Source organism: Saccharopolyspora sp. 6M (genome assembly GCF_020176775.1).
GTDB lineage: Bacteria > Actinomycetota > Actinomycetes > Mycobacteriales > Pseudonocardiaceae > Saccharopolyspora_C > Saccharopolyspora_C gregorii.
The window spans coordinates 1-21,236 of sequence record NZ_JAIUJZ010000136.1 but is presented as its reverse complement, the minus strand read 5'-3'; the positions used below and the strand labels follow the sequence as shown (position 1 = coordinate 21,236).

Sequence of the window (21,236 nt, the reverse complement as noted above, 5' to 3'; positions counted from 1 at the left end):
CTTGCGTGATCAGCCGCGCTGATCGAGGTTGGCGAGCCCCGCCAACGGGGTGCCGCTGAGGCCGTCGGCCAGCGGCTTGCCGACCGCACCGCCCGCGTTGCTCAGGTCGAGCAGGCCGCCCTTGGGCGTGCCGCCCACGGTGGGCTTGGTGGTGGGGGCCGTGGCGGTGGTGTCGCCACCGTCCTCGCCGTTGGAGCCGTTCTGACCGCTGGTGCCGGGCTTGCCGGGCTGCCCGCTCTGGGAGTCGGTGGTGGTGTTCACCTGGTCCGCGGGCAGCGCGTTGATGAGGCCGATCATCGAGGTGCCGAAGTCGTCGATGGTGTCGACGATGCCGCGCACGTTCTCGTCCTTCGCGAGGCCGTCCACCGGCGTCGCGCCGGAACGGGCGCTCTGCTGGGCGGGGATGACGCCGCCGATCGGGAGGTGGGCGCCCTGGGTGGCGACCGGATGGGTGTGGGCTTGGGTGAAGTCCTGCAGCGCGTCACCGATGACGTTGCCGTCACCGGTGCGGCCGGTGGCAGTGCCCGCCTGCTCGGCGAGGGCCTGCGGCGCGCGCACCACGTCGCCGACGGTCTGCTGCACGCCGTGCACGGTTCCGGCGGCGTGGAAGGCGGTCTGGGCGACCCCGTTGTCCACCGGCAGCTCGGCCGGGAACTGCGAGTCGGCGTGCGCGGTGCCGGCGAAACCGACGGCGCCGGCGCCCGCCAGCACGGCGGCGGCCGTGGTGAGGCTGCGTTTCATCGCCTTGCTCCTCTCTGCACAGGCCCTCACCTGTGCGCCAGAGGTCGCAGCGTACGGAGCCGGGACCGGCCACTAATCAGCGATCACAGCCGTCGCGGTGCGTCGACGGGGAGTGCGCTGAGCGGCCGGTTTCCGACCCGTTCGTGTGAGGCGGAAGATCTTGGAACTACTGTCCGGCGACGGAGGTCACGTCGATGGACTGGTTGAGGTGCTGCTGGCGCTTCGCCTGCTCCTCGCGCAGCGACTCGACGGTGTCGGCGAATTCGGCGTACGCGTCGCCTTCGTCGTCGAACCTGCTGTAGCGGCCCGCGCGTAATTCGACCGAGTGGTACTCGCGTTCGAGCACGTCGGCGGTCTGCTGCAGGCTCGCCGCGCGCTCCCGGTACTTCGCGTAGCCGCCGAACGCCGCCGCGACCGCCACCAGCAGGCTGATCGCCACCGCGGCCCAGCGCGCGCCGACGACCGCGGCGGAGGCCGCGGTGACGGTGGCGCTGATGATCGAGCCGGCGATCACCACGGTGTGCAGCACGTGGTCCTTCCAGCGGTGCCTGCCCGCTTCGGCGCGGTAGCGCTCGATCACGTCCGGCAGGTCGGCCCGGTAGCGCTTGCGCATGCCGAGCAGGTCGCCCGCGTTCCACTCGTCGAGTTGGTGCTCGCGGTGCGCGCGTTCCAGCTCGCGCAGTTCGGAGGCGACCGCGCGCACCGCGAAGTGGTGCCGGTAGGCGATGCGCCCCGACGCGGCGACCGAGCCGACCGGGATCGCCACGGCCAGCACCGAGACCGCCACCGGTGGTGCGAGCAGCACGATCCCGGAGATCGAGAGTCCGGCGAGGGCCACGTTCCCCGGACAGGTCCAGATCAGCAGGAGTCGTTGCAGGATGCGCGCTCGGTAGAGCTGTTCGGACAGCTCGCTGATGCGGCGCTCCCAGTCCTGCGGCTGGGTTTCCCCGGCGATGACCCCGCCCCCAATGATGCCCGTGCCCGCGTCCCAACGCTCCATCACATCGATCCTTCCGGCGTCACTGTGATCGAAGTAGTTCCCCAAGTACGACGACAATCGACCGGTCGGGTGATAGCTGATTGGGCTGATCGGCCTACACCCTGTTGCGCCATGTGATCACTGCAGGTCGGCCGGGAGGAATCTTCGCCGAAACCTGCCAGTGATAACAGCCGATGGCGCAAGTACTCAGTCGCCGCGACTACTCGCCCCGGATCGGGGCTCTCCACTGTGGCAGCGCACCCGTCCGGCCCAACCACGTGGGCCACGGTCGGCGCATCGCACCTGCCTGCTATGGGGCGCGGGGGCGCGTGCCGGGGGATTCCCCGGTGTCGCGGCGGCCGGTGTCGCAGGTGGTCCGGGGTGGCGCGGCGGAGCGGTGCGCGTGGTGCTCGGACCCGTTCGGATCCTGGTCTCGTCCGGTCTCGGCACGTATTTCGGGGCGCGGTTCGCGCATGGCTTTTCCGGGAGTTCCGAACGGGAGGTGGTGCCCGTCCGCGCGTCCCTCGCGCGGGCGGGGCCGATTCTGCCGGATTCGCCGTTCCGGCAGTTCAGTTCGGTGTGGCGGAATGCCCGAGGGCGGGCGGGACGATCTCCGCGGGCTTTCGTCGAATGCGCAATTCGGCGGCCGGTGGCGGGAATGGGTGGTCCCGCGCATTCCGGGAATGGACTGCTGCCGGGGGCCCGGGAAAGCCGGTCGCGGTCACGGCGGGCGCGCGGTCGCGGAGCCGACGGGGGAGGACGAAGAAAAGACCGCAGGTCCACCGGGGTGGTCCTGCGGTCTTCTCGGCGAGCCGCCTGAGGGAATCGAACCCTCGACCTACGCATTACGAGTGCGTCGCTCTGGCCGACTGAGCTAAGGCGGCGTTGCGGAGCAAGTGTAGCGGGTGGCCGCGACGGCCCGGCGAAGGGGTTGGCGGCCCGGTCGTGCGTCACCGGTTGCGCTGAAATCGGGCGTCACTCGGACGGGAGCCCGTCGTTGAGAGATTCGGTGACGCTCGTCACCACTTCTTCTAGGGAAGGCAGGTCGGATGCGATCAGCTCGACCGCTGCGTCGTTTCGCCGCCGCCACGACGGTGTCGCTGGCCGTCGCCGGGCTGAGCCTGCCCGCAGCGTTCGCGCAGACCACGCCGGTGCCGACGCCGGTGGACCCGGACCAGCCCCCGGCTTCCGAGGGGCCGGCCCAGCCGGGCCCGATCACGGCCGAGGTGGGCACCGGGATCGGCGTGCTGCGGGTGCTGCCCGGCGCGGTGCCGGGAGAGACGATCTTCGACGATCCCGCGTACGAGGACGCGCTGCGCAAGCAGGCGCTGCTCGAACTCGGGCTCGGGCTGGCGAAGTCGACGGCGAACTCCGAGGCGTACCTGGCCACCGAGCGCTCGACCGCCGAGGCCTCGCCGTTCGGCGCCGCGATCGGCGGGTACGCGCCGCAGGTACCGGGCGCGTCGGTCGCGCAGACCGCGGTGCCGGACCACGCCGAGCCGACGACCACCGGCGTGCAGCCGCCGCCGTCCCCGGCGGACGCGCTGGTGAAGCTGGGGCTGCTGGAGGGCAGCGCGCACGCCAGGTGGGACGAGCGGCTCGGACCGTGCGTCTCGCCGATCTCGGAGGCGAGCAGTTCGCTGGCGAGCCTGTCGGCGGTGAACGTGCTGCCCGCGCTGCCGGACACCCCGCAGCAGGACGGCGACCAGCACGCGGCGCTCGCGGGCGCCCCGGGGTCGCCCGCCCGGCTCGGCGGTCTGCTCTCCGGTGGGGGACCGACCGAATCGGGCGCGGGTTCGCTGGTGCACGTGCCGGACGCGGTGCGTGCGCACTCCAAGATCGAACTGGTCGACGTGCCGGGCTCGGCGGGCAAGGCGGTGCGGTCCACCTCCACGATGCGGCTGGCGAGCGTGCGGTTGCTGTCCGGCACGCCGCAGGAGCTGCGGGTCGACGTGGTGAGCGAGCCGACGCTGACCGTCACCGCCACCGGTGATCCGGCCACGTCCACCGTGGACTACGAGGCCCCGGTGCTGCGGGTGACCCAGGGCGGGCGGGAACTCGCGGAGCTCGACGCGGCGAACCCGCAGGCGGACCTGCCGATCGGGCTGCCGGGCGTGCCGGGCGAGCTGCCGGTCGTCGGTCCGGCGGTGAACGACCGCGTGCTCGACCTCGGGGTGCTGCGGCTGAGCATCGGCGAGCTCACCCAGGAGGCGAACGGCACCGAGCTGCGCGCCGGTGCGCGGATGTTCGACCTGAAGCTGCTGCCGGGCACGGCGCTCGGCATGCCGGACGCGGCGCTGGCGGAGGTCTCCTTCGGCGAGCAGACGGCCCGCGCCGGGGCACCGGCGGGCGGCGTGCACTGCGACGTGCCGCCGGCCCCCGCTCCCGAGCAGCCCGCGCCACCGGCGCAGGGCGCCGCCGCTCCGCCGCTGGCCAAGACCAGCGGTGCGTACTACACGATCCCGCTGTTCTGGACCGGGACGGGCCTGCTGCTGCTCGGTTCGGTGCTGGTGGCCGCGGTGCCGCGCCGCCAGGGGTGACCGCCGTCGGCCCCCGGCCCCGAACCGGGGACGGCGACGGTGAGCCGCGGCTGCTCCTGCTGAGCTCGTGCGGCTCGGCCGGGTCCGGTGCGGGTGGCCTGCTCGGTGGAGCGGATCCGGGGCGCGGGCGGCGAGCAGCGCCCGCTTCGCCGGTCCGCGACGGGGCCGGGTCCGCGGGGGCGGCACCGCTCGGCCGGTCGTCCGGCGGCGTGGACCGCCCCCGGACGCGACGAAGGCCCTCCCCATCGGGAAGGGCCTTCGGGTTGCTCAGGGCGTCAGTGGTCGCCCTGCTCCTTGGCCCGCTCGTAGGACCGCTTGATCTCGGCTTCGGCCTCGGTGCGGCCGACCCAGGTGGCGCCTTCAACGCTCTTGCCGGGTTCGAGGTCCTTGTACACCTCGAAGAAGTGCTGGATCTCCAACCGGTAGAACTCCGCCAGGTGGTGGATGTCGCGCAGGTGCTCCTGGCGCGGGTCGTCGGAGGGGACGCAGATGACCTTGTCGTCGCCGCCCTTCTCGTCGCGCATCCGGAACATGCCGATCGCGCGCGCGGTGATCAAGCACCCTGGGAAGGTGGGCTCCTGCACCAGCACCAGCGCGTCCAGCGGGTCGCCGTCCTCACCGAGGGTGTCCTCGACGAAGCCGTAGTCGGCCGGGTACTGGGTGGCGGTGAACAACGTCCGGTCCAGCCGGATCCGGCCGGATTTGTGGTCCACCTCGTACTTGTTCCGGTTCCCCTTGGGGATCTCGATGGTGACGTCGAAGTCCACGCGGTTCCTCACTCGTTCTAGCCAGCTTGCTCGTCGAGACCGTGCCCGACCGTCCGGCCGCCGTTGCCAGGCCGGTCCCGCATCCCGGTCCCGTACATCGCCAGTGTCCTGACCTGCGATGATTTCGTCAGTCACCGCACGGCGTCACCCGAGGCCGAGCCGCAGGCTCACACGTCGGAGTGGCCGCCCGTGATGCGGCACGACCACGTCTAGTGTGGACCACGGCCGCGCGCCGAGCCCCACCGCAGTGCGGCAGCTCGCATCTGGCAGTCTTGCGCACCGTCGAGGAGGAAGCCCGTGCCCGAACCCCACCGCCTCAGGGGTGAGGTGTCCGAGCCCGATGCCGCCGAGCAGTCCTCGAACGCTTCAGCAGCAGGTTCGCCGGGCGACGAGCGGGGCGGCAACGCCGAGCGGCCCGAGCGGCAGCGGCTCGCGGAGAGCGAGGCGGAGGGGTTCCCGGTCGAGGACCAGGAGGCCGCCCCTCCCGCGCGCGGGAACGAATCGGAGCCTTCCGGCGATGGACAGCCGGTGAAGGACGATCGAACCGACTCCACCAGCGATGACGGCGCGGGAACCGCGGAATCCGGTGGGAACGCGGAATCCGGTGGCACCGCGCGGGCCGGTACCGGTTCCGCCGCCGCGGAGGAGGAGCGGTCCGCGGCCGAGCCCGGATCGGACGGGGATGCGGCGGGGAGCGCTGTCGCCGGGGCGATGAGCGGGGATGCGGCTGCGGATTCCGCCGACACCTCCGCCGAAGCGGGCTCGACCGGCGCTGAGTCTGCCGACGCCGACACCGACGCCACCGCCACCGCCACCGCCACCGCCGACGCCGATTCCGCTGACGCCGATTCCGCCGACTTCGATGGTGACTCCTCCGAGGGCGATGCGGCAGTCGGTGGGACCGACGCTTCGCGCACGCAGCGGGACGGGGCCGGAGCGAGGGGTTCCGGGCGGGGTGCCGCCGACTCGAAGCCGGGCGCGCTGGACCAGACCGTGACCGGGCGGCTGCCCGAGGGCGACGCGGAGGACGACGGATCGGGTCATGCCGGAACGGGTGGCCCGAGTTCGGCGGACGCCCGCTCGGCGGACGCCCGCTCGGCGGACGCCCGCTCGGCGGACGCCGGTTCGGATGGCGCCGAATCGGATGGCGCCGAATCGGATGGCGCCGAATCGGATGGCTCTCGCTCGGCGGGCGCTGGATCGGATGACGCTGGAACGGACGGCGCCGGATCGGACGGCGCTCGTCCGGTGGACGCCGGGTTGGACGGTGCGCGCTCGGCGGACCCCGGATCGGACGGCGCCGGATCGGACGATGCGGGAGCGAGCCGGGCGACCGGCGGCGCGAGTGGATCGGCTGCCGCGGACGCGGGCCCCGCGGCCGACGAGCAGGACTTCCCGACGCAGGACCCCGAGGAACAGGGGGAAGGCTCAGCGGAGCGGGACGAGGCCCCGGCCGGCGGCGACGGCTCGACCGCGACCGGCGCCGCGCCGGCGGACGGGACCGGCTCTGCCTCGGTGGACGGGACCGGTTCCGCCTCGGTGGACGGGACCGGCTCTGCCTCGGTGGACGGGTCCGGCGGCGCGCCGGGCACGGGTCCGGGATCGACCGTCCGCGGCTCCCTGCGCGGCGACGTCCAGGCCGAACCGAACTCGATCAGCTCCCGGCCGGTCGGCTTCGTCGGCTCGGTGGAGCCCGAGGCCGGGCGGGAAGCCGCCGCGCACGACTTCTCCGGCTGGCAGACGACCGGGTCCCAGGTGACCGGGCGGGTCTCCGGTGTGCTGGACACCGCGTTCCGCGGTGCGGTCCCGGGCGCGGCGTCCGCGCCCGGTTCGGCTGACGACCGTTCGGACGCGGAAGCGACGGGACCGGGAACTTCGGGCGCGTCGTCCGAGGAGCGGTCCGCGGACGCGGCGGCCGAGCCTTCGGGTGACCAGCTCGCGGGTGACCGGCCTTCGGCTGACCACCCTTCGGACGGCTCGGTTGCGGACGACCGCCCCTCGGGCGCTCGGGGTCCGACGGATCCGGGTTCCGCGGACGCGGACCCGACGGCGGAGTCGGCGACGGCGGAGTCGGCGGAGCGGTCGGCCGCGCAGGAGCGCGCCGCCGGGCACGGCTCGACGACCTCGGCGCAGCGCGGGACCGCCGCGGACACCGCCGACGAGACGGCGAACGCCGAGGACGGGAACACCGGAGACGGGAGCACCGGAGACGAGCGGACCGGCGCGGCAGCGGAGCAGGCGGCCCCCGCCGCGGAATCCGATGCGGAGAGCACTGGCGGTGCGACCCGGCCGAGCAGCGGGTGCTCGGCGAGCACCGCCGACGCGGACGGTCCCGCCGACGCGGCCGGTCCCGCCGACGCGGACGGTCCCGCCGACTCGGCGACCGGCGCCACGGCCGCTGCTGATCCGGCCGGCTCCCCGGCCACCGCGGACGGCCGCACCGGTGAGGACGCTGCCGAGGACGCGGACGGGGTGGACGAGGACGCACCGGGACGGACCGATCGTTCCGCCTCGGAGGACGGCTCGGACCGGCCCGCGAAGCGGGCATCCGAGGACTCGGCCCCGGACCACCGGACCACCGCCGAGCGCGCCACGGGCCGCCAGGACACCGACCACCGGACCACCAGCGACCGGACCACCGACGACCAGGCCACCGACGACCAGGCCACCGATCACTGGACCCAGGACGGCTGGACCGAGGGCCGCTGGACTCAGGACGGCTGGGCTGCGGACGCCGGGACCACGGGCGACCGGACCACCGACGAGCAGACCACCGGCGAGCAGACCGTCGGTGAGCAGAAGGCTGACGAGCAGACCTCCGACGAGCGGACCACCTCCGACGAGCGGACCACCTCTGACGAGCGGACGACCTCCGACGAGCGGACCACCTCTGACGAGCGGACGACCTCCGACGAGCGGACCACCTCTGACGAGCGGACGACCTCCGACGAGCGGACCACCTCCGACGAGTGGACCACCTCTGACGAGCAGGCCACCGACGAGCGGGCCACCGACGAGCGGACGACCGAGCGCGCCGCGCCGGACTTCGAGGTGGCCGACCCGGAGCAGGCCGCCGCCGTCAGCCGGGCGGAGCCGGCGGAGGACACCGAGGCCACCGGGCCGCAGCAGCCGGCGACCGCGGCTGAGCCCCGGCCCTCCGAGACCGAGGCCGAGGGCGCCGGCGCGGCGGTGGACGTGCCGCTGGACACCGCGGTGGCCGCGCAGGCCGAGCTCACCGAGGACGTCGAAGCCACCGGCCCGCAGCGGGCGGTGCCCGCGGAGGCGCCGAGCTCCGAGCAGGACTCCGGCCGGACGGGCACGACCGAGCGCTCCGCGCCCGCGACGGAACGCTTGGACCGCAGCGCCCTCGCCGACCGCTCGACGACCGCGGACCGCTCGACGACCGCGGACGCCGACCGCTCGACCACCGCCGACCGCCCGGACACCACCGACGCCCCGGCCGCTCCCGGCCATCCGGCATCCTCCGGCGGCCAGGCCACCGAACCGGCCGAGCGGACCACCGACGTCGACCGCGACGCGACGGCCGACCAGGACGCGGACGCCACCCGCGGTACCGCCCCGAGCACGGACCGGGATCCGACCGCCGACACCGGCCGGCTCCCCGCCGTCGAGGACGGGACCGCCCGCGTCGACCGCCGCCGGGCGGCCGAGGAGCGGACCCGCGACGAGTGGCCGACCGCCGAGCAGGCCCGGGTCGAGGCGGAGCCCGAGGAGGCCGCGGACGACCGGGACGAGCCCGTGGACTCGGCGTTCTCCGCCGATGCGGGCGCCGCCCCGCCGTCATCCACCGATCCCCGGCCGCACGTCGAGCAGCCGCCCGCGGTGGACTCCGCGTTCACCGCGGATGCCGGGACGCCGATCGGGCCGCCGCCCGCCGAGCAGACCCAGCAGTTCCGGCGGATCGACGACACCCAGCAGTTCAGCCTGGCCGACCTGGAGCAGGAGGCTCGACGCCGCGAGCAGCAGGCTCCGAAGCAATCGGACCAGCAGGCTCCGAAGCAGCCCGGCGAGCAGCACGCTCCGAAGCAGCCGGACCAGCAGCAGGCCGCGAAGCAGCCCGACCAGCAGCAGCGCCCCCAGCAGGGTCGGCAGCCCCAGGACCCGCAGCAGCAGGGCCGCACCGAACCCCCGCAGGACCGCCCCGCCGACCGGCCGCGCCCGCAGGCGTTCGACCAGGGTCCGCCGACCACCCGGATCCCGATCGTCCCGCCCGCGCCGCAGCAGCCGTCGCGCCCGGTGCCCGGCCCTTCGGACGCGGAGCGCACCCAGCAGTTCCGCCGCCCCGACTTCTCCGGCCCGCCGCCCGGCAGGCAGCAGGGGCAGCAACCTCCGCCGCCGCGCACCATCCCGGTCGCGCCGCACCGCCCACCGCAACAGCAGCAGCCCCCGCAGCCGCAACGGCACGCGCAGCCGCAGGACTTCGCCGTTCCCGCGCAGCCGCCGCGGCCCCAGGAGCAGGCCCAGCCCGCGGAACCGCACGAGGACGAGCGGTACGACGGCTACGAGGAGCACGAGGACGCTCCCGCCGAAGCGGCCCCGGCGCCGCGGCGCAGGCGCGCCACGGTGCTGCTGGCGGTGTTGACCGTGGTCGTGCTGGGCGCGGGTCTCGCGGTCGGCGTCCCGGCGTTGATCAACGGGATCAGCGCCGCCCAGCTGGCCGATCCGCCCGCTCCGGTGCGGCTGTCCCCGTCGATCCGCCCGGTCGGGATGGACGCGCCGGAGCCGAGCGGTTCCGGCATCGAGGCGGCGGTCAGCGGCCCGCTGGCGAACCCGGTGCTGGCGCCGGTCACCGGTGCGGTCGTCGACGTGCGGTCCGGGAAGACGCTGTGGGAGCGGCAGCAGGACACGCCGATGATGCCCGCCTCCACCGGCAAGTTGCTCACGACCAGCGCCGCGATGCTGGAGCTCGACCACGACGCCCGGTTCACCACCGAGGTGGTGCGCGGTTCCCAGCCCGGCAGCGTGGTGCTCGTCGGCGGCGGCGACCCGACGTTGTCGACGATGCCCGCGGGCCAGGAGTCGGTGTACCCGGGCGCGGGCCGCTTCGACGACCTCGCCGAGCAGGTGCGGGCGGCGACCGGCGGCCAGGTCACCTCGATCCAGGTGGACAACAGCCGCTACCGGGGGCCGACGATGGCCCCCGGCTGGCTGCCCGGGGACGTCGGCGACGGGATCATGGCGCCGATGGAGTCCGTGATGGCCGACGGCGGGCGCACCGGCGACCCGACCGAGGAGTACGACTCGCGGACCCAGAACCCCGCCGAGCAGGCCGGTCGGGAACTCGCGCAGCGGTTGGGCGTGCCCGCCTCCGCGGTGTCCGAGGGGACCGCGCCGCGCGGCGCCCAGCGGCTCGGTGCGGTGCGGTCGGCGACGATGCGCAAGCTCGTCGAGAGCACGCTGATCCACTCGGACAACGTGCTGGCCGAGGCGCTGGGCCGCGAAGTCGCGATCAAGACCGGGAAGGAACCGTCCTTCGCCGGTTCGGTGCAGGCGGTGCGCGAGGTGCTGCAGCGCAACGGCGTCGACCTCACGGGCGTGCAGATGTCCGACGGCAGCGGCCTGTCCACGGAGGACCGCATCCCGGCGAAGGTGCTGGCCGGGTTGATGGCCACCGCCGCCGAACCGGAGCGCGACGGCGGCCTGCCCGCCAAGAGCGCGAAGCTGCGCGCGCTGCTCACCGGCCTGCCCGTCGCGGGCGGCTCCGGCAGCCTCGCCGACCGCTACGGCGACGGCGCGGGCCGCGGCTGGGTCCGCGCGAAGACCGGCACCCTCGACGGGGCGAACAGCCTGTCCGGGACGATCCTCACCGAGGACGGCCGGCTGCTGGTGTTCGCGCTGATGTCCAACAGCACCAGCCCGCCGACGCAGGTCCGGCCCGCGCTCGACGAGGTCGTCGCGGCCGTCCAGCAGTGCGGTTGCCGCTGATCGCGGGCTCGCACCGGGCTCGGCCAGCGGTGTCGCCGCTCGTCGCGACCGGAGTACGGTCGATTCCGTGACTCCGCGATCCGCGACGCTGCCGCCCCGACCGCACGGCCGGGACGGCGCGCAGCGCTCGCTCGACTGGGACCTGGCGGCCGCGACCGCGGGCCGGTTGATGCGCAGCGGACCCGACGTCCCCCGCGAGGACGCGGTGCACGCGGTCCGCTCGCTGCGCCGGGCCGGGGTGGCCGCCGAAACGCACGTGCGGGAGCTGACCGGGCTCGGCCTGGACCTGCCGGTGCTCGAAGGCGACGTGGTGGATCGGCGGGAGTGGGTGCGGGCCGCCGCGCAGGGCCTCTCCGAGCTGACGGGCATCGCGCTGCGCTCCCGCGGCACCGGTTCCGGCGACGATCCGCTCGGCGGGCTGGGTGCCCGGGGCGCGGGCGTGCAGGCCGGGCTGGTGCTGTCGTACCTGGGCACGAAGGTCCTCGGGCAGTACGACCCGTTCCTGCCCAGCGAGCGCGGCACCCGGCCCGGGCGGCTGCTGCTGGTGGCGCCGAACATCGTGGCCGCGCAGCGGGCGCTGGACGTGCCCGCCGACGACTTCACGATGTGGGTGTGCCTGCACGAGTCGACGCACCGGTTGCAGTTCAACGCGGTGCCGTGGCTGCGGGACCACTTCGCGGACAGCCTCGGCATGCTGCTCTCGGACCTGGATTCCTCCCCCGGCGAGCTGCTGGGCAGGCTGCCCGCGATCGTGCGCGGGGTGCGCGCCGGGCCGGACGCGCGGTCCAGCCCCGGCGTGCTCGGTGTGGTCGAGCTGCTGCAGGGGCCGCGGCAGCGCGCCGCGCTGGACCGGATCCTGGCGCTGTCCACCCTGCTGGAGGGGCACGCGGACCACGTGATGGACGCGGTCGGGCCGAGCGTGGTGCCCAGCGTGGCCACCATCCGCCGCCGGTTCACCGAGCGCCGCCAGGGCGGCGGGGTGCTGGACCGGCTGCTGCGCAGCCTGCTCGGCGTGGACGCCAAGATGCGCCAGTACGCGCAGGGCGCGGCGTTCACCCGGTACGTCGTGGACCGGGTGGGGATGGACGGCTTCAACGCGGTGTGGACCTCCCCGGAGCACCTGCCGACCCGGGCGGAGACCACCGATCCCGCGTCCTGGCTGCGCCGCGTCCACGGCTGACCGCCGCACCTGGGGCTGCCCCGGTTGACCGCCGGGCTTTCGGATGGCCCGGCTGAGCGCCGGACCTGGGGCCTGATATCGGGACCACCGTTCGCGGGCGGGCCGTTGACCTGGGTCGTGGCGCGCCGCGGGGGCCGCCGAGAATGGGCCGGTGACTCCTGGCCGATCCGAGCGCGCCGCGGGGCCCGCGCTGCTGGCCGTGCGGACCGCGGTCCGCGACCTCCTCGCCGCCCACCCCGCGCTGCGGGACGCACCGCTGGTGGTGGCGTGCTCCGGCGGTGCCGACTCGTTGGCGCTCGCCGCCGCCACCGCCCACCTCGCCCGCGGCCGCGGCCTGCGGGTGTGCGCGCGGGTCGTCGACCACGGCCTGCAGCGGGGTTCCGCCGAGGTGGCCGAGCGGGCCGCCGCGCAGCTCGACGAGCTCGGCTACACCGACGTGCGGGTGCTGCCGGTGCAGGTCACCGGCGGCGGTGGGCCGGAAGCCGCCGCCCGCCGCGCCCGGTACGCGGCGCTGGACGCGGACCGTCCGGACGGGAGCGCGGTGCTGCTCGGGCACACCCGCGACGACCAGGCCGAAACGGTGCTGCTGGGCCTCGGCCGCGGTTCCGGCGCCCGCTCCATCGCCGGGATGCGCCCGTGGTCGCCGCCGTGGGCGCGGCCGCTGCTGGACGTGCCGCGGGGGACGACCGAGCGGGCGTGCGCCGAAGCCGGGCTGACGCCGTGGCAGGACCCGCACAACGGCGAGAGCCGGTTCACGCGTGTGCGGTTGCGCACAGCGGTCCTGCCGCTGCTGGAGGACGTCCTCAACGGCGGTGTCGCCGATGCGCTCGCCCGCACCGCGCGCCAGCTCCGGGAGGACGCCGACGCCCTCGACGAGGTCGCTGCGGCGGTCCGTGCGCAGGTCGAACGGGGTGCGGGCCTGGACGCGCGAGCCCTCGCCGAGCACCCGCCCGCGCTCCGGCGCCGGGTGCTGCGCGGCTGGTTGCTGGAACGCGGGGTCGCCGAGGTCTCGGACGCGCACCTGCGCGCGGCGGACGCGCTCGCGGGCGCGTGGCGCGGTCAGGGCCCGCACGCGCTTCCGGGCGGCTTTGTGCTCCGCCGGACGCATGGCACGCTTCAGGTGGAACGTGGTGGACGGGGAACCGCCGGTCGGGTGATCGGCGGGTGAACGTCCGTCCAACAGCGAAAGGGGAAGCCGGTCCGGTGTACGACGGCGACATCGCTTCAGTGCTCATCACCGAGCAGCAGATCCGCGACAAGACGGCCGAACTGGCCGAGCAGGTCGCCGAGGACTACCAGGACGCCCAAGGGGGCGACCTGCTGCTGGTGGGCGTGCTCAAGGGCGCGGTCATGTTCATGACCGACCTGGCCAGGGCGCTGCCGCGGCCCGCGCAGCTGGAGTTCATGGCGGTGAGCTCCTACGGCTCGTCCACCTCGTCCTCCGGCGTGGTGCGGATCTTGAAGGACCTGGACCGGGACATCGCGGGCAGGCACGTGCTGATCGTCGAGGACATCATCGACTCCGGTCTCACGCTGTCCTGGTTGCTGAAGAACCTGACCGCGCGCAACCCCGCCTCGCTGGAGGTGTGCACGCTGCTGCGCAAGCCGGACGCGGTCCAGGTGGACGTGCCGGTCCGCTACGTCGGGTTCGACATCCCGAACGAGTTCGTCGTCGGCTACGGGCTGGACTACGCGGAGCGGTACCGGGACCTGCCGCACATCGGCACCCTGGACCCGAAGGTCTACACCTCCGGGCGGTGATCCCTCTTGCCGCTGGCCGGGCCGGGTGCGAGAAAGGTCCGGTTCCGATCCGGGGTAGGGTTGCCGACCTGCACAACGCTCGGCGTGGTGGCGCGCTCGCCGCGGCCGGTACGCTGGTCCGAGGGGGTTGACGGCGGCGACGGTTCGTGCGCCGTTCACCGGTGCCGTTGCCCGAAGTGAAGTCAGGGAGGGTCGAGGCCGACCGCCGGCCGCAAGTGAATGGACCTCAAGCGCCTGCTCCGTAACCCGCTGCTCTGGATCCTGGCGGTGTTAGCGCTGATCATGAGCCTCAGCGTGCTCTTCGACGAGACGAAGGCCTATCAGCAGGTCTCGACCTCCGACGCTCTCCGGCAGATTTCCGAGGGCAAGGTGGCCGAGGCGACCATCCAGGACAAGGAACAGCGGGTGCTGCTGACCCTCAAGCAGGGCCAGAGCTTCGCCAACAGCGACCAGCTGATGGCGCAATACCCCGCCGGTGCCACCGATGCGGTGGTCGACGACATCCGGCAGTCGAACGTCGACAAGTGGAACACCGAGGTCACCCAGGACTCGTTCTGGACGCAGATGCTGATCTACCTGCTCCCGATCGGCCTGCTGGTGCTGCTGCTCATGTGGATGATGAACAACGTCCAGGGCGGCGGGAACCGGGTGATGAACTTCGGCAAGTCCAAGGCCAAGCAGCTCACCAAGGACATGCCGAAGACGCTGTTCAACGACGTCGCCGGTGCGGACGAGGCCGTCGAGGAGCTGCACGAGATCAAGGACTTCCTGCAGAACCCCGGCCGCTACCAGGCACTGGGCGCGAAGATCCCGAAGGGCGTGCTGCTGTACGGCCCGCCCGGCACCGGCAAGACGCTGCTGGCGCGGGCGGTCGCCGGTGAGGCCGGCGTGCCGTTCTACTCGATCTCCGGTTCGGACTTCGTGGAGATGTTCGTCGGCGTCGGCGCCTCCCGCGTCCGCGACCTGTTCGAGCAGGCCAAGCAGAACGCGCCGTGCATCATCTTCGTCGACGAGATCGACGCGGTCGGCCGCCAGCGCGGCGCGGGTCTCGGCGGTGGGCACGACGAGCGCGAGCAGACGCTGAACCAGCTGCTGGTGGAGATGGACGGGTTCGACTCGCGCGGCGGGATCATCCTGATCGCGGCGACGAACCGGCCGGACATCCTGGACCCGGCGCTGCTGCGCCCGGGCCGCTTCGACCGGCAGATCCCCGTCTCGGCGCCGGACCTGCGCGGCCGCAAGGCCATCCTGGGCGTGCACTCGAAGGGCAAGCCGCTGGCGCAGGACGCCGACATGGAGGGCCTGGCCAAGCGCACCGTCGGGTTCTCGGGCGCCGACCTGGAGAACGTGGTCAACGAGGCCGCGCTGCTCACGGCCCGGGAGAACGGCCAGCTGATCACCGGTGCCGCTCTGGAGGAGTCGGTCGACCGGGTGATCGGCGGCCCGCGCCGCAAGAGCAAGATCATCTCGGAGCGGGACAAGAAGATCACGGCGTACCACGAGGGCGGGCACGCGCTGGCCGCCTGGGCGATGCCGGACGTGGACCCGGTCTACAAGCTCACGATCCTGCCGCGCGGCCGCACCGGTGGGCACGCGCTCGTCGTCCCCGAGGACGACAAGGACATGATGACCCGCTCGGAGATGATCGGGCGCCTGGTGTTCGCGCTCGGCGGCCGGTCGGCGGAGGAGCTCGTGTTCCACGAGCCCACCACCGGTGCCTCCAGCGACATCGAGCAGGCGACCAAGATCGCCCGCGCGATGGTCACCGAGTACGGCATGACCGCGCGCCTCGGCGCCGTCAAGTACGGCAAGGAGGAGGGCGACCCGTTCCTGGGCCGCTCCGCCGGGCAGCAGCCGAACTACTCGCTGGAGGTCGCGCACGAGATCGACGAGGAGGTGCGCAAGCTCATCGAAGCCGCGCACACCGAGGCGTGGGAGGTGCTCAACACCTACCGCGACGTCCTCGACGAGCTCGTGCTGGAGGTCCTGGAGAAGGAGACGCTGGTCCGCAAGGACCTGGAGCGGATCTTCGCCAAGGTCGAGAAGCGGCCCCGGATCACGGCGTTCAACGACTTCGGCGGGCGCACCCCGTCGGAGAAGCCGCCGATCAAGACCCCCGGCGAGCTGGCGATCGAACGCGGTGAGCCGTGGCCCCCGCCGGTCGAGACGCCGCGGTTCAGCGACCCGGTGCCCGGACCGAACGGTGCGGTCCCCGCCGGTGCCGTTCCGGCCGGTCAGCACAACCAGGACCAGCCGCACGGCCAGGGGACGGTGCAGTTCCCGCACCCGCAGGGCCAGCAGCAGCCTCCGCAGGGCCAGCAACCGCAGCAACCGCAGGGCCAGCAGCCGTACGGCCAGCAGCCCCCGCAGGGCCAGCAGCCCTACGGCCAGCCCCCGCAGGGGCAGCCGGGCCAGTACGCCCAGCCGCAGGCGGTGCCGCCGAACTACGGCGCCCCGCCCGGCTGGACGCCGGCGACGGCCCCGGGCGGGACCGGTCAGCAGCCGTACCAGCAGTGGGTCCCGTCCTGGGAGCGGCCGCAGCAGCAGTCCGCGGAGCAGAACCCCGCGGCCGGTGCGCAGCAGGCCCCGCAGGCGGGTGCGGCCCAGCAGCAGGACGCGGCGAACGCCGGGTCCGCCGAGCAGCAGTCCCCGCAGCGGCCCCCGGAGTCCCAGCAGTCCCCGGACCCGGAGCAGCGGGGAGAGGACAAGGGCGAGAGCGGTCGCTGAGCGCCCGAGCGACAAGACCGGAAGAGGGGGGCCGTCGCACGTCGGCGGTCCCCCTCTTCGGTGCGGTGAGCCGGTGGAGGAACGACACGTGACCAGCAGTCTCGGTGAGCAGCCCGGGCAGGACGACGCCCCGGGCGGTTTCGAGCGGCCCGCATTCGACCAGGAGCGCGCCGCGGCGGCGATCCGGGAGCTGCTGCTCGCGGCCGGGGAGGACCCGGACCGCGAGGGCCTGCGGGACACGCCCGCGCGGGTGGCCCGCGCCTACGAGGAGTTGTTCGCCGGGCTCTACACCGACCCGGACGCGGTGCTGGACCGCACCTTCGACGAAGCGCACGAGGAGCTCGTGCTGGTCCGCGACATCCCGATGTACTCGCAGTGCGAGCACCACCTGCTGCCGTTCCACGGGGTCGCGCACATCGGCTACATCCCGAACGAGAAGGGCCGGGTCACCGGCCTGTCGAAGCTGGCGCGGCTGGTCGACCTGTACGCGAAGCGCCCGCAGGTGCAGGAGCGGTTGACCTCGCAGGTCGCCGACGCGCTGGTGCGCAAGCTCGAACCGCGCGGCGTGATCGTCGTCGTGGACGCCGAGCACCTGTGCATGGGGATGCGCGGGGTGCGCAAGGCCGGGTCCACCACGACGACGTCCGCGGTGCGCGGCATCTTCCGCAGTTCCGCCTCCTCCCGGTCCGAGGCGCTGTCGCTGATCAGAGGTTCCTGATGGGTGCGCTCCTGCCGAGGCCACCGCGCTGCGCCGTGATGGGCGTGCTGAACGTGACGCCCGATTCGTTCTCCGACGGGGGCCGCTACCTCGACGTGAAGGCCGCGGTGGAGCACGGCGTGGAGATGTTCGAGCTGGGCGCGGACATCGTCGACGTGGGCGGTGAGTCGACGCGTCCGGGCGCGGACCGGGTCGCCGCGGCCACCGAGATCGAGCGGGTGCTGCCGGTGGTGGCGGAGCTCGTCGCCGCCGGGGTGCCGGTGAGCGTGGACACCACCCGCGCCGAGGTCGCGGCCGCCACCGCCGCCGCGGGCGCCGCGATGATCAACGACGTCTCGGGCGGGCTGGCCGATCCGGACATGGCGCGGGTCGCCGCGGACACCGGGCTGCCGTGGGTGCTGATGCACTGGCGCGGGCACAGCAAGGACATGGGTTCGCTGGCCTCCTACGGCGACGTGGTCGCCGACGTGCGCTCCGAGCTGCTCGCGCAGGTCGACGCGGCGCTGCGGGCGGGAGTGCGGGAGGACGCGATCGTGCTCGACCCCGGCCTGGGCTTCGCGAAGACCGGGGAGCACGACTGGGCGCTGCTGCACCGGCTGGGCGAGTTCGTGGCCCTGGGGTTCCCGGTGCTGGTGGGCGCGTCCCGCAAGCGCTTCCTCGGCGGGCTGCTGGCCGGCGCGGACGGCGAGCCGCGCCCGGCGGCGGGCCGGGAGACGGCGACGGCGGCGGTGTCGGCGCTGGCCGCGGACCGCGGCGCGTGGGCGGTGCGGGTGCACGACGTGCGGAGTTCGCTGGACGCGGTCGCGGTGGCCGCGGCCTGGAACGCGGGAGGGACCGTTGGCTGACCGGATCGCGCTGACCGGGTTGCGGGTGCGCGGCAACCACGGCGTGTTCGAGCACGAGAAGCGGGACGGCCAGGAGTTTCTGGTCGACATCACCGTGTGGGCGGACCTGGCGGGCGCCGCCGCCGCCGACGACCTGGCGCAGACGCTGAACTACGGCGAGCTGGCGCAGCGCGCCGCCGACGTCGTCGCGGGCCCGTCGCGCGACCTGATCGAGACGGTGGCCGCGGAGATCGCCGACGGCATCATGGCCGACCACCGGGCGCACGCGGCCGAGGTGACGATCCACAAGCCGTCCGCGCCGATCCCGCTGACCTTCGCCGACGTGGCGGTCACGATCCGCCGGTCGCGGCGCGCGGCCCGCGGCGGCGCGGCGTGAGCCGGGCGGTGCTGTCCCTCGGGTCGAACCTGGGGGACCGGCTGGCGCACCTGCGGTCCGCGGTCGCCGGGTTCGGGGACGCGGTCGAGGCCGTGTCGCCGGTGTACGAGACGGCGCCGTGGGGCGTGGTGGACCAGCCGGACTTCCTCAACGCGGTGCTCGTGGTGCGGGCCGACGGCGTCGACGAGTGGGGCTGGTTGCGGCGCGGCCAGGAGCTGGAACGCGCGGCCGAGCGGGTGCGCGAGCAGCGCTGGGGCCCGCGCACCCTCGACGTGGACGTGGTCGTGGTGGACGGCGTGCGCAGCGACGAGCCGGAGCTGCTGCTGCCCCACCCGGGGACCCCGGAACGGGCGACGGTGCTCGTCCCGTGGGCCGTGCTGGAACCGGACGCGGTGCTGCCCGGGCACGGCCCGATCGCCGAGCTCATCGCGGCGTTGCCCGCCGCGGACGTCGCGGCCGTGACCCGCCGCGACGACCTCCTGCTCCGCCCCTGATCCGCAGGTGGACGGCCCGCCGGCCGCGGGACCGTCCACGGGGTCAGAGCGCGCGCACCGCGTCGGCGAGCCAGCGGGTCTGGCGCTCCGTGGTGGGGTGCGGCGGCCACTCGTTGATGATCGCGAGCAGTTCCCAGTAGCGGGACATCCGCTCGTCGTAGGGCTTGCCGAACTCCGCGGCGAGCTCGGCACGGCCCGCCGCGTCGTCCGGTGCGCCGCGCTGCTCGGCCCACAGGGCCGCCCCGCGCTCGCCGATCTCCCGGCCGCGGGCGGAGCCGGGAGCGTGCCCGGCCTCCTGCGCCTCCCGGATGGCGTCGAACAGCGCCCACCACTGGGCGGCGTGCTCCTGCTTCTGCACCGGGGGCGACTGCTCGCCCGCGGCGCGCTGCGCGGCCTGCTGCTCCCACAGCGCGCGGACCGCGCGGCGGAAGTCGTCGTCGGAGACGAGCTCGGCGAGCTCGATCCAGGCTTCCACCTGCTCGGTGCTCGGGTCGTCCGGCAAGGCCGGTTTCGCCGAGCGCATCCAGGCCGCGAACTCGGCGTCCACGTCGAGACCGCCGATCGTCCCGTCCCAGAACTCGTCGATGATCCGGTTGCGCTCGGCGTCGGACATCGTCGCCAGCTTGTGCATGAGCTGCACCTCTTCGGTAGGTCCGTCCAGTCGCACGACCGCCCGCAGCACGGCGCGGCGGGTCCGCAGCAGCCGCAGCTGGTCCTCCAGCAGGTCCAGCTGGGCCTCGGCGAGCCGCCGCACCGTGGTCTCCGCGGCCAGCACCCGGCGCACCTCGTCCAGCCCGGCGCCCAGTTCGCGCAGGGTGCGCACCAGTTCCAGCTTCGCGATCGACTCCACGTCGTAGAGCCGGTAGCCCGCGTGCGTGCGGTCGGTGGGCGGCACGACACCGCTGTCGGAGTAGAAGCGGATGGTCTTCACGCTCAGCCCGGTCCGCCGGGAGAGCTCTCCGATCGTGTAGCGCTGCGCGTCGTCCACGTCCCAGACCCTCGACCCTCCAGCCGGTGGAGGCTCAAGCCCCTTTTCCGGACCGGGTGGCCCACCGGCTGCCGCCGCCCGGTTCGCGCGTTCTGCGATGCTGGGATCGTGGCACCACGGCAGCAAGAGCGGATGAAGTTCACCCCGGCGCGGCAGCTGGTCGCCGCGGCGCTGGTCGCGGCGGTCCTGGCCTACGCGGGCGCGAGCTTCGCGTACGGCGGGTTGCCGCGGCTGCCCGCGCTGGCGGGCGCGACGCTGCTGCTGATCGCGGTGGTCGACGTGCTGCTGGCGGTGACGCTGCGGCCGCGCATCAAGCGCAAGCCCGGCACCGAGCCGGTGGACGCGCTGCCCGCGGCGCGGGCGGTCGCGCTGGCGAAGGCGTCCTCCATGGCCGGTTCGATCATGGGCGGGGTGTGGCTCGGGCTGCTCGGCTACCTGCTGCCGATCCGCGATTCGGTGCAGGCGGCGGGGGAGGACACCACCGCGGCGGTGATCGGCCTGATCAGCGCGGTGGCGCTGGTGGCCGCGGGGTTGTGGCTGGAGCACTGCCTGCGCAATCCCGACGACCCGGACGAGCCGTACGACGACGAGGGCTGAGCACCGGCGCGGAACGCGGTGATTCCTCTTGCACGGCAACGAATCGCTGCTCCGTTCGGCGGCCGTGGCGTGGGCCGCCCCGACGAACCGGGGATGGCCGCGTTCCCTGCGGGTCTCGATCGGATAAAGGCCGGGTACCGTGTGGTCATGTCCGACTCCGCCCGTTCCGCAGCCGCTGATCAGCGACCGTCGGTGCTGTGGGTCGGTGCCCTCGTCCTCGCCGCCGCCGCGACCGCGATCCTGGTGCTGAGCAACGATTCCCGGGTGCTCAAGCTCGGTCTGGTCGCCGCGCTGTGGGCGGCGCTGCTCGGTGCGTTCGGCGTCGCGAAGCTGCGCGGCAAGGCCACCGCGGCCGCCGAGCGGGAAGCGGAGCGGCAGCGCGTCTACGAGCTCGAACTGGAGCGGGAGATCGCCGCGCGCCGCGAGTTCGAAGCCGCGGCCGAAGCGGAGGCGCGGCGCACCGCGGCCGCCGAGTCGGACGCGGAGATCCAGGCGCTGAAGGCCGAACTGCGCGCCCTGCGGGAGAACCTGGAGCACATGCTCGGCGGGGACGTCCTGTTCGAGCGGGTCGCGCTGC

16 protein-coding genes and 1 tRNA gene are annotated in these 21,236 nt (G+C 74.0%); 12 read left to right on the top strand and 5 right to left on the bottom strand.

The window, feature by feature from the left end; all coding sequences use genetic code 11:
- Positions 1 to 9: 9 nt before the first annotated feature.
- From LCD31_RS18325 to LCD31_RS18315, 3 genes are all read right to left on the bottom strand, one after another.
- Positions 10 to 741, bottom strand: coding sequence for a hypothetical protein (locus tag LCD31_RS18325; RefSeq protein ID WP_224959738.1), 732 nt, complete (start codon positions 739 to 741; stop codon positions 10 to 12).
- A gap of 166 nt (positions 742 to 907) precedes the next feature.
- Entirely contained in the window at positions 908 to 1,741 is an 834-nt protein-coding gene (locus LCD31_RS18320; protein ID WP_224959736.1) for a DUF4231 domain-containing protein, read from the bottom strand.
- Positions 1,742 to 2,530: 789 nt separating this feature from the next.
- Positions 2,531 to 2,604, bottom strand: a tRNA-Thr gene (locus LCD31_RS18315).
- A 165-nt stretch (positions 2,605 to 2,769) separates the two neighbouring features.
- Here LCD31_RS18315 and LCD31_RS18310 point away from each other — a divergent pair.
- Positions 2,770 to 4,260, top strand: coding sequence for a hypothetical protein (locus LCD31_RS18310; protein WP_224959734.1), 1,491 nt, complete (start codon positions 2,770 to 2,772; stop codon positions 4,258 to 4,260).
- 275 nt (positions 4,261 to 4,535) lie between these two features.
- Here LCD31_RS18310 and LCD31_RS18305 read toward each other — a convergent pair whose 3' ends face one another.
- Positions 4,536 to 5,027, bottom strand: coding sequence for an inorganic diphosphatase (locus LCD31_RS18305; protein WP_224959732.1), 492 nt, complete (start codon positions 5,025 to 5,027; stop codon positions 4,536 to 4,538).
- Between the two features lie 327 nt (positions 5,028 to 5,354).
- Between LCD31_RS18305 and dacB the strand changes: the two genes are divergently transcribed.
- The 9 genes from dacB (at position 5,355) to folK (ending at position 19,074) form a co-directional block, all read left to right on the top strand.
- Positions 5,355 to 10,973 carry a D-alanyl-D-alanine carboxypeptidase/D-alanyl-D-alanine-endopeptidase gene (gene dacB / locus LCD31_RS29605; protein ID WP_224959730.1) on the top strand — a complete coding sequence of 1,873 codons (5,619 nt, stop codon included), beginning with the start codon at positions 5,355 to 5,357 and terminating at the stop codon, positions 10,971 to 10,973.
- A gap of 88 nt (positions 10,974 to 11,061) precedes the next feature.
- Positions 11,062 to 12,153, top strand: coding sequence for a zinc-dependent metalloprotease (locus LCD31_RS18295; protein ID WP_255617646.1), 1,092 nt, complete (start codon positions 11,062 to 11,064; stop codon positions 12,151 to 12,153).
- A 151-nt stretch (positions 12,154 to 12,304) separates the two neighbouring features.
- Entirely contained in the window at positions 12,305 to 13,321 is a 1,017-nt protein-coding gene (tilS, locus tag LCD31_RS18290; protein WP_224959726.1) for a tRNA lysidine(34) synthetase TilS, read from the top strand.
- A 35-nt stretch (positions 13,322 to 13,356) separates the two neighbouring features.
- A complete protein-coding gene (gene hpt, locus LCD31_RS18285) occupies positions 13,357 to 13,914 on the top strand; it encodes a hypoxanthine phosphoribosyltransferase (protein WP_224959724.1) in 558 nt (185 codons plus the stop codon).
- A gap of 219 nt (positions 13,915 to 14,133) precedes the next feature.
- A complete protein-coding gene (gene ftsH, locus LCD31_RS18280; protein WP_224959722.1) occupies positions 14,134 to 16,641 on the top strand; it encodes an ATP-dependent zinc metalloprotease FtsH in 2,508 nt (835 codons plus the stop codon).
- A gap of 88 nt (positions 16,642 to 16,729) precedes the next feature.
- Positions 16,730 to 17,359, top strand: a complete 630-nt coding sequence (gene folE, locus LCD31_RS18275) for a GTP cyclohydrolase I FolE (protein WP_224959720.1) — start codon at positions 16,730 to 16,732, stop codon at positions 17,357 to 17,359.
- The gene (gene folP / locus LCD31_RS18270; RefSeq protein ID WP_224959718.1) at positions 17,359 to 18,204 is read left to right on the top strand and encodes a dihydropteroate synthase; all 846 of its coding nucleotides are present in this window, start codon (positions 17,359 to 17,361) and stop codon (positions 18,202 to 18,204) included. Before folE ends, folP begins: the two co-directional genes overlap by 1 nt.
- Positions 18,197 to 18,580 carry a dihydroneopterin aldolase gene (gene folB / locus LCD31_RS18265; protein ID WP_224959716.1) on the top strand — a complete coding sequence of 128 codons (384 nt, stop codon included), beginning with the start codon at positions 18,197 to 18,199 and terminating at the stop codon, positions 18,578 to 18,580. Before folP ends, folB begins: the two co-directional genes overlap by 8 nt.
- The gene (folK, locus tag LCD31_RS18260) at positions 18,577 to 19,074 is read left to right on the top strand and encodes a 2-amino-4-hydroxy-6-hydroxymethyldihydropteridine diphosphokinase (protein WP_224959715.1); all 498 of its coding nucleotides are present in this window, start codon (positions 18,577 to 18,579) and stop codon (positions 19,072 to 19,074) included. Before folB ends, folK begins: the two co-directional genes overlap by 4 nt.
- Before the next feature lie 43 nt (positions 19,075 to 19,117).
- Here folK and LCD31_RS18255 read toward each other — a convergent pair whose 3' ends face one another.
- Positions 19,118 to 20,062 (bottom strand): MerR family transcriptional regulator, encoded by a 945-nt coding sequence (locus LCD31_RS18255; protein WP_224959714.1) that lies wholly within the window; start codon positions 20,060 to 20,062, stop codon positions 19,118 to 19,120.
- A 132-nt stretch (positions 20,063 to 20,194) separates the two neighbouring features.
- On the opposite strand from LCD31_RS18255, the gene LCD31_RS18250 reads away from it, so the two are divergent.
- Together LCD31_RS18250 and LCD31_RS18245 are read left to right on the top strand one after the other, a co-directional pair.
- Entirely contained in the window at positions 20,195 to 20,659 is a 465-nt protein-coding gene (locus tag LCD31_RS18250) for a DUF3180 domain-containing protein (RefSeq protein ID WP_224959748.1), read from the top strand.
- A gap of 147 nt (positions 20,660 to 20,806) precedes the next feature.
- Positions 20,807 to 21,236: DUF6779 domain-containing protein (locus tag LCD31_RS18245; protein ID WP_374201668.1), on the top strand; the 430-nt coding region annotated here is incomplete at its 3' end.